This is a genomic window from Hymenobacter terricola (genome assembly GCF_017921975.2).
Taxonomy (GTDB): Bacteria; Bacteroidota; Bacteroidia; order Cytophagales; family Hymenobacteraceae; genus Hymenobacter; species Hymenobacter terricola.
The window spans coordinates 95,173-107,237 of sequence record NZ_JAGEMO020000016.1 but is presented as its reverse complement, the minus strand read 5'-3'; the positions used below and the strand labels follow the sequence as shown (position 1 = coordinate 107,237).

Sequence of the window (12,065 nt, the reverse complement as noted above, 5' to 3'; positions counted from 1 at the left end):
GCCCGCTGGGCAAGCACAACCGCCGGCTCCTGTCCGAGGTTATTTCGCCAGCTCGGCGTTGAGGGCCGCCACGGTGGCCTCGCCGGCACTGGGGCGCGGGGCGGTGCGGGTGATGATGCGCCCGTCGCGCCCGATGAGCCAGTAGGTGGGGAAGCTGCTCACCTGGTAGCGGGTGGCCACATTGTCGTTTTCGGGGCTGCGCAGGTGCACGCTGTTGGGGCCGGTGAGGTGCTCGGCGGCCAGCACCTGCTGCCACTTGTCGGCCTTGTCGCCCACCGAGATGTAAACGAAAGCCACGTCGCGGCCTTCAAATGTCTTCTTCAGCTCGTTGCTGGCCGGCATTTCGCGCATGCACGGCCCGCACCAGGTGCCCCAGAAATCAAGGTAGACCACCTTGCCGCGCAGGTCGCTCAACGAAACCGATTTGCCCTCGCTATTGACCAGCGTGAAAGCCGGTGCGGGCAGCCCAACCTTCACCGCCAGCTGCCGGCCGATGAGCGTGCGCAGGTCGCGGGCGTAGGTAGAGTCGTGGTTGTGGGTGCGGAAGGTGGGGTAAGCGGCCAGCACGCCATCAAGGTTGTCGCCGAGCTTCCAGCTGTAGAGCTGAAACATGGTGCGGTCGAGCGTGGCGGAGCTGGGACCGAAATCGGCCGAAGCCTGGGCGTAGAGGCGGCCGGCCGTGGCGGGGTCGGTGCTGAGCTTGCCGCTGGGCACGAGGCGGTTGCTGTAGGCATTCAGCATCCGCATGACGGCCGTGTTGCCATCAATACCCCGGTCTTTGAGGTAGGGGTCGAACTGTTTCAGCGGCAACTCGCGCAGAAAATCGAAATACGTGGCGGGCAAGGCCGGTTCCTGTTTGGCAAGGTAGCGGTAGGTACCGGGGTATTCGAGCAGGGCAATGGCCCAGTTCAGGTCGATGTCGAGGGCGGAGTTGCGCTGGAAATCGGCCGGCAGCGGGTGCGCTTTGGCGTAGGTGACCAAAAAATTGCGCCGGGCCTGCCGGAACGCATCGGCCTGCTGCCGAATCTGGGCCGGCGTGGTGGTGGCGGTGGTGAGCGGATGCGGCACTTTCACATCCCAGGGGCCGTACTCGAATTTCCAGAGCGACTGCGCGAGGTAGTTGTTCACGTCGGCGCCGCGCCCGGTGTACTTCAGGGTTTCGTCGAATTTTGGAAAATCGAGGGCCAGCCGCACCTGGTCGCCGGGGCTGAGGCAGAGGCTGGTGTGCTGGCCGCCGTAGGCGAACAGGATGGGCGTGCCCCCTTTCAGGTCCGGCACCGTCACCGTGAAATCGCCGGTGGGGCTGAGCGCGGCACGCACCTGCTGGTGGCCGTAGTGGTGGCCGTATTGCAGACGCACGGAGTCGCCGGCCGGGGCGTGGTCGAGGTGGCCGCTGAGGATGGCGGTGGTGGGCGGGGCGGGGGCCAGCAGCCGGAGCGCGGTGCTGGCGGCGAGTACGGGTAGCGAAAGCAGCATGATGGAGTAGTTTTTGGTGGAATATTGGGAAGTCGGATTGGAAAGGTAGGATTCGGGCGGCGGCCAATTGGTTGCTTCACCTCCGGCCTGCGCCGGCTGACCCGGCTCAACGGACGGTTCGCCCCGTTTGGGCTGGCGGGCAAGGTACTGAAAAACGTAAATTTGACTCAGTTATTTCACCCAATCAGCCCCTTATGCCCACGCCCGACTTCCTGTTTTCGATTGCCAACCCCGTGGCCATGCTGGGCTGGGGCCTGCTGGTGCTGGCCCCGCGCTGGCGCGGCACCCGCGCCGTGGTGCTGAGCGGGGCCCTGCCCCTGCTGCTGGCCGCCGCCTACGCCGCGCTCATCACGGCGCACTACCTGGGGCCGCACGGCGGCGAAGGCGGTTTCGGCTCGCTGGCCGAGGTGGCGGCGCTGTTCCGCGACCCGTGGGCGCTGCTGGCCGGCTGGGTGCACTACCTCTGCTTCGACCTTTTCACGGGGGCCTGGGAAGTGCGTGACGCCCAGCAGCGCGGCCTGCCGCACTGGCTGGTGGTGCCGGCGCTGGCGCTCACGTTTCTGTTCGGGCCGGTGGGGCTGCTGCTGTATTTCGGCATCCGCCGGTTCTACCCGCAGCCCACGCTGGCTACTGGATTTTCGGTTTAATCCTTCCCTTTATTCCCGGACACCATGAAAACCGCCCTGCTTTCGCATTCCGATTTTTCGCCGGTTGAGGCTCCGACTCCCACCGAATCGCCGGTGCGGGCGGCCCTGCGCGTGCTGCACCGCGTGAACCCCGTGCTGTCCGGGACGGGCTGGGCGAATGTGGCGCTGGCGGTGCTGGCCCTGGCCCTGCTGCCCTTCGACCACCGCGTGGTGACCGGGGTGCTGGTCTGGATTAAGCCCCTGAAATTCTGCCTCTCCATCATCGCCTTCGCCTGGACGCTGGGCTGGCTGCTGGCCGATTTGCCCCTGGCCGCGCAACGTAGCGTGCGCCGCCTGAGCTGGGGCGTGGCCGTGAGCATGGTGGCGGAGCAGGGAGTGATTTTCGTGCAGGCGGCGCGGGGCACCACCTCGCACTACAACATTCGCTCGGCGTTCGATGGGGCACTGTTTTCGGTCATGGGCATTTTCATTGCCGTGAATACGGTGATGACCATCTGGGCCGTGTACCTGGCGTGGCGACACCGCCCGCACGGGCCGGCCGGCTACGTGTGGGGCCTGCGCCTGGGGCTGCTCTTGTTTCTGCTCGGGAGCGTGCTGGGCGGCATGATGATTCACAACATGCAGCACGCCGTGGGCGCGCCCGACGGCGGCCCCGGCCTGCCCGGCCTGGGCTGGAGCACCCGCGCCGGCGACCTGCGCACGGCGCATTTCGTGGGCATGCACGCCCTGCAAGCCCTGCCGCTGCTGGGCTGGGCCCTGAGCCGCCGGGTGCCGCGCCGCGCCGCGCTGCTGACGTGGGCCGGGGCGGCGCTGTATGCCGGCGCGGTGGGCGGGCTGTTTGCGCTGGCCATGCATGGAATTCCGCTGATTGCCGTGCGCTAGAAGCTTACGTGCGCTAGAAGCTTATCCGAATAGGCTCCCAAAGGAGCTGTCATGCTCATCCGGCGTCCGCGCAGCCGAAGCATCTCTACCACGCTACTAACTCAATCCACTGGATTACTATTGCGGTAGAGATGCTTCGACAGGCTCAGCATGACGGCCTATTGGTATAAGCGCTAAGTTCTTTTTTTCCTTGCTTCGCCCATGCAAACGCTCCATCAGCTCAACATCCTTGTGCACGTCGTCTTCGGGACGCTGGCGCTGCTGGCGGGGCTGGGGCCGATGCTCACGGCCAAGGGCGGCCCGCTGCACGTGCGGCTGGGCAACTGGTTTTTGGGGCTGGCCGTGGTGGTGCTGGTTTCGGCGGTGCTGGGGCTGGCGGTGTTCAACTTCCGCCCCTTTCTCACCGTGATTGTCATGCTGAGCGTGTACCAGGCCTACTCCGGCTCCCGCGCCATGCGCACCCGCGCCACCGGCCCGACCGGGCGCGACGGTCTTTTTTCGGCGGTGTTTCTGCTTGGCGGCCTGGCGTTTTTGGTGCTGCTGCCGCGCATCCGGCTGGGATGGTCGCCGGTGGTGATGTACAGCACCCTGGGCGTTCTGCTGGCCATGACGGTCTACGATTTGAGCCGGTTTGCCTGGCTGAATAGCTGGCGGCGCGGGGCCTGGCTCTACGAGCACATCTGGAAAATGATGAGCACCTACGCGGCGCTGCTCTCGGCCTTCACGGGCACGGTGCTGGCAGGCTACCAGCCGTACAGCCAGTTTCTGCCGTCGGTGCTGGGCTCGGTGGTGGCGTTGGGGTTTATGGCAGCGGCCTACCGGCGGCGGCACCGCCGGGCGGGCGCGGCTTTGCCGCTGGCCCGCGCCTGAAGCCCCGTACCTTGCCCGCTGCTATGAACGACCGCCGGTTTCGCCTGTGGGGCATCCCCACGCTGGCCCTGCTTATTACCCTGCTCAACGGGCCGTATGCGGGCGCTGATGCGGGCCCACGGTTCGTCATCAGCCTGGGGGTTTCCCTGTATTTCACCACCGGCTTCTGGATTGGGAGCCGGGCGCTGTGGGCGTGGCTGCTGCGCCGCCTGCCCCGCGTGGACCAAACCCCGCGACGCCTGTGGGCCCTGGCGGGGCTGTCGGTGGTGTTTACGGCGGTGGCCACGGTGCTGCTCACCCTGCCGCTGCACTGGTGGCGGCCCGCGTGGTTCCCGTTGCGGCCGGCCGTGCTGCTGCGCCAGGCCCGCTTCGATTTGCTACCCACGCTGGTGGTCCAGACGCTGTACGAAGCCATCTACTTTTTTCAGCAATGGGAGCAAAACGTGCGCCGCGCCAACCAGCTGGCCAGCGCCAGCACCCAGGCTCAGCTCGACGCCCTGCAAAGCCAGCTCGACCCGCACTTTCTGTTCAACTCGCTCAATACGTTGTCGGCCCTCATCGAACCCGAGAATGAGCCCGCGCAGCAGTTTGTGGAGCAGCTGGCCGACGTGTACCGCTACGTGCTGCTGGCCCAGGGCCGCCCCACCGTGCCGCTGGCCGAGGAGCTGGCCTTCATCGAAACCTACCTGGGGCTGCACAAAGCCCGGTTTCGGGACAATCTGGTGGTGCAAATCGATATTGCGCCCGGCCTCCTGGCGCGGCACGTCGCGCCCCTCAGCGTGCAGCTGCTGGTGGAGAATGCCCTGAAGCACAACGTGGCCTCGCGCGAGCACCCGCTGCACCTGCGCCTGGCCGCCACGGCCGACCACCCCGACATGCTGCTCGTCGAAAACACGCTGCGGCCCCGCACAGCCGGCCTCGCGCCCGGCACCGGCACGGGCCTGGCCAACGTGCGCCAGCGCTACCACCTGCTCGCCCCGGCCCGGCCCGTGGAAATCCAGCAGCCGGCCGGCAAATTTGTGGTAAAGCTGCCGCTGCTATAATTCAATTCCATGACCGTTCTCCTCCTCGAAGACGAGTACCCCGCCACCGAGCGCCTGCAACGCCTGCTGCTGCAAGCTGCGCCCGAAACCCGGGTGCTGGCCGTGCTCGACACCGTGAGTGCCGCCCTGGCCTGGCTGGCCAACAATCCCGCCCCCGACCTCATCCTGAGCGACATTCAGCTGGCCGATGGCCTGAGCCTCGAAATCTGGGAGCAGGCCGTGGTGCCCAGCCCGGTCATCTTCACTACGGCGTTTGATGCCTACGCCATCCGCGCCTTCCAGGCCAATAGCGTGGCCTATTTGCTGAAGCCCGTGAAGCTGGCCGAGCTGCAAGCCGCCCTGGCCAAGCTTCACGCCACGCGAGAAGCTTGGCTCAATGAGGGATTAAAAATGAGGAATGAAGGATTGAGGCCGACCTCCGGTAATTCTTCCTTCTTCGTTTCGCATTCCTCATTAAGCATCGAGCGTTTGCTCGATGCGTTGCCCCGGCCCTACAAAACCCGGTTTCTGGTGCGGCAGGGCGAGCAGCTGCTGCCCCTGCCGGTAGCGGAAGCGGCCTGGTTTCTCAGCCGCAACGAAACCGTGACGCTGGTGGCCACCGACGGCCGCCGGTTCGTGCTCGACTACACCCTGGAGCAGCTCGAAGCCTTGCTCGACCCCGCCCAGTTCTTCCGCCTCAACCGCCAAATCATTGCCCAATTACCGGCCGTGCGCCGCCTGCACCCGCATTTCAACGGCAAGCTGCTGGTCGAATTGCACCCCGCCGCCCCCGAAGAAGTGCTGGTGAGCCGCGAGAAAGCCCCCGCCGTGAAAACCTGGCTGGAAGGCTGACGAACCTAATGCGCTAGTGCGCCTTCCAGGGCGGCCGTGGCCTTTTCTGAGTCGCTGGGCCGGGGAGCGTTGCCTTGCACGATGCGGCCATCGCGGCCGATGAGCCAGTACGTGGGCACGCCGCGCACCTCGTAGGCGCGCAGCGAAGCGGCGTCAAACGTGTGCGGGTCAATGAGGTGGCGGGCATTCGGGGCGCGCAGGTTGAGGCGGTCGAGGGCTTTGCGCCAGGCAGCGGGCTGCTGGTCGATGGACACGGCCAGAAAAACCACCTCGCGCCCGGCAAACTGCTGGCGCAGGCGGGCGGTAGCGGGCACTTCGGCCACGCAGGGCCCGCACCAGCTGGCCCAGAAATCGAGGTACACGACTTTGCCCCGGAAGTCGTGCAGCGAAACCGGCTGGTCGGCTTCGTCGCGCAGGGTAAAATCGGGGGCCAGGCGGCCGGGTTGCAAGGGCAGCAGCCGGCGGTAGCGCCTGCGCACGGTGCGCACGAAGGCGGAGTCGTGGGCGTAGCGCTGGTAGGCCGGCAGCAGCGGGCCCACAAAACCAGGGCCGTCGGTTTCGAGCTTGTCGTAGAGCAGCTGGGCCACGGCGTAGTCGGCGCAGCGGCCGGGGCCCAGCCGGCGCACAATGGCCGCGAAAGGCGCGCCACCGGGCCGCAACAGGCTATCGGCCAAGTTGTGTTGGTGCAGGTAGCTGGCCAGGTAGCTCCGGTATGGCTCGTTGGCAAGGGCCGAGTCGTTGGCCAGCGGCAGCAGCGCCTGGAAATCGAAGTAGCTGGCGGGCAAGGGGGCCGGCGCGGCGGCGCGGCGCGCCCGCTGGTTGAGCATTTGTGCCATGGGGTACAGCTGCAAATCATTGGCCCAGCCGTAATCGATGGCGCGGCGGGCATACGCCCGAAACGCGGGCGGCAGGGGATGGCGGCGGGCGAAGCTGTCCAGAAACGCCGTTTGCCGGTGGCGGTAGGCATCGGTGTAAGCCCGCATTTGCCCGGCGGTGAAGCCGCTGGCTTTGGCCACGGGTGTGGCCTCGTAGACATCATCGTCCTCAAAACGCCGGTAGTGCTGCGCCAAGTAGTTGCTGGTGCTGGCCCCCACGCCAGTGTAGCGGATGGTTTCATCGAGGTAGCGGGCGTCGAAAATGAGGCGCGGCGCATCGCCTTTGGCCAGGTACAGTGGAGTGTATTCCTGCCCGTGGTAGAGCCACACGGCCCCCAGGGCGGCGGCCGGCACCGGCAAGCGGAACGCCCCGGTGGGCGTAAGCCGGGCCGCGAGGCGATGCGTCCCTTCCCCGCTGAGCCAGTCGGTGCCGTATTCGAGCACCACGGTGGCCGCCGTGGGATGCAAAATTCGCCCGGTGAGCAAGGCGGCAGCGGGCGGCGCAGGCCGGGGGCCGGGCTGGGCCCGCGCAGTAGCCAGAGCCACCGTGAGCGTTCCGGCAACGCCAGCTACCAGCAAAAAAAGCCAGCGCAAACGGTAGCAAGCATTCACCATACAGACTCCTAAAAAGGAAAGATGCCCAAACCTACGCCGTGCCGCCCCGATTTCCGGTTTACCTATCCAGCCAGCTCTTGAACACGTTCACCTTTTCGCGGCTCACGAGTACCTGAGCGTCGGGGGCGACGGGTTTGAGCACGGTTTGGAGGCGGGAGTTGGTGTAGTGGATGATGTCCTGGATGGCCGACTGCTGGGCCAGGTAGGCGCGGTTGAGGCGGAAGAAGCGGCGCGGGTCCAGCAGGGTTTCGAGCTGGTCCATGGTGTAGTCGACCACGAATTTGCGGCCCTCGGCGGTTTGCAGGAAGGTGGCTTTTTCGAGGCTGAAGAAGTAGGCAATCTGGTCGAGGGGCACCACTTTCAGGTGTTCGCCCACGCGCACCACAAACTGGGTTTTGTAGCTGGCGGCGGGCGGCGCCTGCTGCATCTGCTGCACCAGCTGGGCCAGCAGGGCGGGGTCGAAGGCGGGCGCGGACGCAGTGGCGGGCAGGCGGGCGCGCAGCTTGCGCAGGGCGGCGGTCAGTTCCTCCTCATCAATGGGCTTGAGCAGGTAATCGACGCTGTTGACCTTGAAGGCTTGCAGGGCGTACTGGTCGTAGGCGGTGGTAAAAATGACCGGGCAGCGCACTTCCGTTTGCTCGAAGATTTCGAAACTGAGGCCGTCGGCGAGGTGAATGTCGAGGAACAGCACGTCAGGCGCGGGGCCGGCTTCGAGCAGCTGCACGGCCTGGCTCACGGCCTCGGCCGTGCCGAGGACCTGCACGGGGTCGGGCTGGCGGGCCAGCATATCGGCGAGGCGGCGGGCGGCGAGGGGTTCGTCTTCGACGATGAGGGCGCGGAGGGGCATATTTTTCAGCAAGCGGGAGTGGTATGAAGAGCAAATGAACGTCATGCTGAGCGTAGCCGAAGCATCTCGCGTGCAATAGTATTCGCTACTTCAACGATTGAGTTACTACCACAAGCGAGATGCTTCGGCTACGCTCAGCATGACGTTTCCTGTACACCATTACAGCACCAGCAGCGGCAGCGTCACCACGAATTCGCCGGCCTCCTCCCCTATTGCCAGCGGCCGGTCGGTCATGAAGGCGTAGCGGGCAGCCAGGTTTTTCAGGCCCAGGCCGGAGGACTCGCCCGGCGCGAGGCGGCGGGGGCGCATGGCGTTGCGCACCGTCAGGGCGTGGGCGGCCGGGTCCAGGGTCACGCGCAGGTGCAGCGGGCTGGTTTGGAAAGCAGTGTTGTGCTTGATGACGTTTTCGAGGAGCAGCTGCAGGGCCAGGGGCGGCACGAAGTACGGGGCCAGCGCGGCGGGCGGCAGGTCCATGTCCACGGCCAGGGCGTCGCCGAGGCGGGTTTTCTGGAGGTATAAATAGCTTTCGGCGAAGCGCACTTCATCGGCCAGCGGCACCAGCTCCTGGCTTTCGCTGTCGAGCACGTAGCGGTAGACCTGCGAGAGCTGGCGGATGAAGCGCACAGCCCGGGCGGGGTCGTTTTCTTCCACCAAACTCGTCAGCGCGTTCAGCGAATTGAAGAGGAAGTGCGGGTCTACCTGCCGGCGCAGCGAATCGAGGCGGGCAATGGCCGTTTCCTTTTCGAGGCGCTCGACCCGCACCGTGGCCTCGCGCCAGCCCAGCAGAAACGAGCGGGAATGCATAAACAGCGAGATAATTACCGTCATCACCAGCGGGGTCACCATTTGCCCGGCCACGTTGTGCTGGAAAATAAAAGTTGGCGACTTATGCCAGAGCAGCAGCGTGATGGCCTCACCCAGCACCACAATCACGCTCAGCGAGGCGAGCAGCGAGGCGCCCACCGTGAGCAGCAGCCGGCGCACGGGCCGCTCGTTCCAGCCCTGGTAGCGGTTCAGCCAGTCGGAGGTGTAGCCGTTGGCCAGCCACAGCCCCACGAAATAGCCCAGCGAAATGGCAAAGCTGATGAGGTAGTTCACCGGGTGGAGCCAGGGCTGGTGCTCGTTGGAGAACGCGAAGCCGGCCGTGCCCAGCAGTATCCACCAGCGCCGCTCCCAGATGCTGCGCAGCTGCGACGGCTGGGTGGTGGTGACCCAGGGCTGGGCCAGGCCCACTTCAGCAGCAGCCGGCGATGGAAAAGAAGAACGGGGCAAGGCCACGGGCGAAGGCAGGTGAGTTTGCATCAAAGTAAAGGGGAAGTGGCGCAGTAGCGCGGACGACAAGTCCGCGCTACGATTCACCGGGGCTACTTGCTGGCGGCTACGCCGGCCATGGTTTGGGCCAGCATGGCGTCGTTCATTTTCTCGCCCCAGGTCGGGCTCAGGGGCGTGGCGGGCTGGAAGGTGGCGAACAGCTCCTTGGCTTTGAGGTAGAGGGGCTGGGCTTTGTCGGCCCCGCCGCCGAACATCTCGGGCGTGTGGAAGGCGTTGTTGCCGAGCAGCAGGTAGAGGCGCGGGTTGTTCGGGGCCAGGGCTTTGGCCTGGCCCAGGGCCTCGGCCACGCGGCCGGAGTACACCATGCCGCGCGTCATGGGCGCTACCATGATGCGGCCCTGAAAGATGTAGGCTTGCAGGATGAGCAGTTCGGCCTGGTCGGCGCCGGGCAGCTTTTTGGCCTGGTCGAGGGCAGTTTGGGCCTGGTCGAAGAGCTTGTCTTTCTGCTCGTCGTCCTTGCCGGCGAAGCCCAGTTTGAGGTAGCCGCGGGCCTGGTAGTAGCGGGGCTCCCAGGCGGTGGGCGCGGCGGCGGCGGCCCGCTCCAGCTTGGCGAGGTTGGCCTGCACGTCGGCGGGGCGGGTGGCGGCGTTTTGCTCGGCGATGGTGGCCACCATCATCGTGGTGAAGGCCGGGGCGGGCGCGGGGGCCGCCGTGACCGTGGCCGTGGGGTTGGACTGGGCGGCGGCACCAAACGAGGCGGCGGCCAGGGCGAGGAGGAGGATGGGGGCTTTCATGGGAGTTGGGAGTGATGAGGTGTTTTCCGGTTTCGATGAGTCAAAGGTGGCAGGGCACCGGGCCGGGGAAAAATCCCCGTTACCGAAGCGTCGATTGAGGCGGATGAAGCGTTGGATGCGGCGACCGATGGCGCGCGGGCCGCTTTTTCTGGTTACCGACCGGGGCAACGGTTGGCGGCGCGGGGGCATCATCCGGGCAGTTCTCTCCATTTTTCCCTTCTCACTTCCATGCCTTATTCCCGCTCAGCCTTCGGCCTGCTGCTCCTCTCGTCTCCCTTCCGGAGCTTCGCCCAAACCCCCGATGCCGCCCCGGTGGCTCCCCCCCAGTTCTACGTGAGCCTCGGTGCCTACAGCAGCTTTTTCCAGGGCCTGGGCAGCTGGCGGCAGGGCGATACCGGCTTCCGGGTGCCGGTGCAGCTCACCGCCGGCTACCAGCTGCGCCCGCGCCTGGCCCTGGAGCTGGGGGTGGCCTACAGCGGCCGCACCGACCTTTACGCCTACGACGGCTTCTACTACGATGCCGCCGGCAACGGCTTCTACAACCAATTCACCACCACCACCACGGAGCGCATCACCTCCGTTTCGGCCCTGGCCCGCTACGCCCTCACGCGCCAGCCCGCCCACCGCCCCCCACATGCCGCCCGGCTCGGCCATCATCGGCACCACTTCGGAGCAGGCCTACGACCCGTCCGCGAACCTCTACGACTACGCCCAGACGAAGGCCGCGACCATGAACTACGTGAAGTCGCTGGCCAAGCAGCTTGCGCCCAAAGGCATCCGGGTGAATGGCGTGGCGCCCGGCCCCATCTGGACGCCCCTGCAAGTCAGTGGCGGCTCGACGCAGGAAAACCTGAAAGAATTCGGTGCCAAAACTCCCCTGGGCCGCCCCGGGCAGCCCGCCGAACTGGCGTCCATCTACGCGCAGCTGGCCGCCAACGACGCCAGCTACGCCACCGGCCAAATCTATGGTGCCGGCGGCGGTGGCGGCCAGCCATAAGCCGCATACCCTGCGCCAAGTGGCGCGGCAGTACCGCGGCAGGCGAAAAGGCGTAACGCGTGGGGAGAAGTCCGGACCTTGGCAAGAATAAACGGGGTGGGGCCAGAATCCTTACTAACTGCTATTACACAGCGCCTTCGTTCGAGTGCTACTCCCTATTAAGTAACAGCAGTTTTTAATGTATTGCTGGCTGCTTCACCCTCCCCGACAACCGCCCTATGATTGCAGCGGGCCTACGTGCCGGTACGTGTTGAGGAGGATGCCCGTGGCCGTGGCCTGCGAGCTGACGAACGCAAGCTCGCGCGGGTCGCGGTCCGAAAACAAGCGTTTGCCCCGGCCCAGCAACACCGGGTACACCAGCAGCACCACCTCGTCGACCAGGCCCTGGTCGAGCAGCAGGGACGTGAGCGTGGAACTGCCGCAGACGAGCAGGTCCGGGCCGTCGGTGGCCTTCACGTTGCGAATCCCCGCCACGATGTCCGGGCCCAGGTCCGCCGCCGGGCCCCAGTCGAGGCCGGCCGGCCGGTGGGTGGCCACGTATTTCGTGGCCGCGTTCAGCCCGTTCGCCATCGGGCCATCCCCGGCCGTGGGCCAGAAGCCGGCCCAGGCGTCGTAGGTGCGGCGGCCCAGCAGCAAATCGAAGGAGCTGCCGTATACCTCGACCAGGGCCGCCAGCCCCGCCGGCGTGCGGTAGGGCGTCGTCCAGTTGCCGTGCGCGAAGCCGCCGTCGTCGTCGTGCTGGATGACGCCGTCCAGGGAGATGTGCTCCATGATTCTGACCTTTCTCATGTGGTTTGCCAGTAGGGTAAATGGTTGCACAAGGTTAAGGCAAACGGCGCACATGGAAAAGGGTCAATCGTGCCAAACAGGCGGGCCGTTTGCGGCCGCTTGCCGTTGTTTTGCTGCTGGCGCTCTG

Annotated in this window: 13 protein-coding genes; 6 read left to right on the top strand and 7 right to left on the bottom strand. The window is 66.0% G+C overall.

Going from position 1 to position 12,065, the window contains the following annotated elements; all coding sequences use genetic code 11:
- Nucleotides 1-39 precede the first annotated feature (39 nt).
- Entirely contained in the window at nucleotides 40-1,476 is a 1,437-nt protein-coding gene (locus J4G38_RS13520; protein WP_226163397.1) for a TlpA family protein disulfide reductase, read from the bottom strand.
- Between the two features lie 194 nt (nucleotides 1,477-1,670).
- Between J4G38_RS13520 and J4G38_RS13515 the strand changes: the two genes are divergently transcribed.
- From J4G38_RS13515 to J4G38_RS13495, 5 genes are all read left to right on the top strand, one after another.
- Nucleotides 1,671-2,123: an ABA4-like family protein gene (locus tag J4G38_RS13515; protein WP_210517444.1), complete on the top strand. Its 453-nt coding sequence runs from the start codon at nucleotides 1,671-1,673 to the stop codon at nucleotides 2,121-2,123.
- 24 nt (nucleotides 2,124-2,147) lie between these two features.
- Complete coding sequence (locus J4G38_RS13510; RefSeq protein WP_210517448.1) at nucleotides 2,148-3,005, top strand: hypothetical protein; 858 nt, start codon at nucleotides 2,148-2,150, stop codon at nucleotides 3,003-3,005.
- Between the two features lie 201 nt (nucleotides 3,006-3,206).
- Nucleotides 3,207-3,875: a hypothetical protein gene (locus J4G38_RS13505; protein ID WP_210517451.1), complete on the top strand. Its 669-nt coding sequence runs from the start codon at nucleotides 3,207-3,209 to the stop codon at nucleotides 3,873-3,875.
- A 23-nt stretch (nucleotides 3,876-3,898) separates the two neighbouring features.
- Entirely contained in the window at nucleotides 3,899-4,918 is a 1,020-nt protein-coding gene (locus tag J4G38_RS13500) for a sensor histidine kinase (RefSeq protein ID WP_210517454.1), read from the top strand.
- Nucleotides 4,919-4,927: 9 nt separating this feature from the next.
- Nucleotides 4,928-5,749: a LytR/AlgR family response regulator transcription factor gene (locus J4G38_RS13495; RefSeq protein ID WP_210517457.1), complete on the top strand. Its 822-nt coding sequence runs from the start codon at nucleotides 4,928-4,930 to the stop codon at nucleotides 5,747-5,749.
- 5 nt (nucleotides 5,750-5,754) lie between these two features.
- On the opposite strand, the gene J4G38_RS13490 is transcribed toward J4G38_RS13495, so the two are convergent.
- The 5 genes from J4G38_RS13490 to J4G38_RS13470 all read right to left on the bottom strand — a co-directional run bounded on the left by J4G38_RS13490 (nucleotide 5,755) and on the right by J4G38_RS13470 (nucleotide 10,809).
- The gene (locus tag J4G38_RS13490; protein ID WP_210517460.1) at nucleotides 5,755-7,218 is read right to left on the bottom strand and encodes a TlpA family protein disulfide reductase; all 1,464 of its coding nucleotides are present in this window, start codon (nucleotides 7,216-7,218) and stop codon (nucleotides 5,755-5,757) included.
- A gap of 79 nt (nucleotides 7,219-7,297) precedes the next feature.
- A complete protein-coding gene (locus tag J4G38_RS13485; RefSeq protein WP_210517463.1) occupies nucleotides 7,298-8,086 on the bottom strand; it encodes a LytR/AlgR family response regulator transcription factor in 789 nt (262 codons plus the stop codon).
- Between the two features lie 159 nt (nucleotides 8,087-8,245).
- Nucleotides 8,246-9,388: a sensor histidine kinase gene (locus tag J4G38_RS13480; RefSeq protein ID WP_210517465.1), complete on the bottom strand. Its 1,143-nt coding sequence runs from the start codon at nucleotides 9,386-9,388 to the stop codon at nucleotides 8,246-8,248.
- Nucleotides 9,389-9,450: 62 nt separating this feature from the next.
- The gene (locus J4G38_RS13475; RefSeq protein ID WP_210517467.1) at nucleotides 9,451-10,152 is read right to left on the bottom strand and encodes a hypothetical protein; all 702 of its coding nucleotides are present in this window, start codon (nucleotides 10,150-10,152) and stop codon (nucleotides 9,451-9,453) included.
- 243 nt (nucleotides 10,153-10,395) lie between these two features.
- Nucleotides 10,396-10,809 carry a hypothetical protein gene (locus J4G38_RS13470; RefSeq protein WP_210517720.1) on the bottom strand — a complete coding sequence of 138 codons (414 nt, stop codon included), beginning with the start codon at nucleotides 10,807-10,809 and terminating at the stop codon, nucleotides 10,396-10,398.
- On the opposite strand from J4G38_RS13470, the gene J4G38_RS13465 reads away from it, so the two are divergent.
- Entirely contained in the window at nucleotides 10,787-11,149 is a 363-nt protein-coding gene (locus J4G38_RS13465) for an SDR family oxidoreductase (RefSeq protein WP_226163395.1), read from the top strand. The two genes, J4G38_RS13470 and J4G38_RS13465, sit on opposite strands and share 23 nt — an antisense overlap.
- A gap of 216 nt (nucleotides 11,150-11,365) precedes the next feature.
- Here J4G38_RS13465 and J4G38_RS13460 read toward each other — a convergent pair whose 3' ends face one another.
- On the bottom strand, nucleotides 11,366-11,938 hold the full coding sequence (locus J4G38_RS13460; protein ID WP_226163393.1) for a dihydrofolate reductase family protein: 573 nt from the start codon (nucleotides 11,936-11,938) through the stop codon (nucleotides 11,366-11,368).
- Nucleotides 11,939-12,065 lie beyond the last annotated feature (127 nt).

Coding starts and splice junctions, on each gene's coding strand:
- J4G38_RS13520 (WP_226163397.1), bottom strand. CDS start 1,476: ATGCTGCTTTCGCTACCCGTACTCGCCGCCAGCACCGCGCTCCGGCTG.
- J4G38_RS13515 (WP_210517444.1), top strand. CDS start 1,671: ATGCCCACGCCCGACTTCCTGTTTTCGATTGCCAACCCCGTGGCCATG.
- J4G38_RS13510 (WP_210517448.1), top strand. CDS start 2,148: ATGAAAACCGCCCTGCTTTCGCATTCCGATTTTTCGCCGGTTGAGGCT.
- J4G38_RS13505 (WP_210517451.1), top strand. CDS start 3,207: ATGCAAACGCTCCATCAGCTCAACATCCTTGTGCACGTCGTCTTCGGG.
- J4G38_RS13500 (WP_210517454.1), top strand. CDS start 3,899: ATGAACGACCGCCGGTTTCGCCTGTGGGGCATCCCCACGCTGGCCCTG.
- J4G38_RS13495 (WP_210517457.1), top strand. CDS start 4,928: ATGACCGTTCTCCTCCTCGAAGACGAGTACCCCGCCACCGAGCGCCTG.
- J4G38_RS13485 (WP_210517463.1), bottom strand. CDS start 8,086: ATGCCCCTCCGCGCCCTCATCGTCGAAGACGAACCCCTCGCCGCCCGC.
- J4G38_RS13480 (WP_210517465.1), bottom strand. CDS start 9,388: ATGCAAACTCACCTGCCTTCGCCCGTGGCCTTGCCCCGTTCTTCTTTT.
- J4G38_RS13475 (WP_210517467.1), bottom strand. CDS start 10,152: ATGAAAGCCCCCATCCTCCTCCTCGCCCTGGCCGCCGCCTCGTTTGGT.
- J4G38_RS13465 (WP_226163395.1), top strand. CDS start 10,787: ATGCCGCCCGGCTCGGCCATCATCGGCACCACTTCGGAGCAGGCCTAC.
- J4G38_RS13470 (WP_210517720.1), bottom strand. CDS start 10,809: ATGATGGCCGAGCCGGGCGGCATGTGGGGGGCGGTGGGCGGGCTGGCG.
- J4G38_RS13460 (WP_226163393.1), bottom strand. CDS start 11,938: ATGAGAAAGGTCAGAATCATGGAGCACATCTCCCTGGACGGCGTCATC.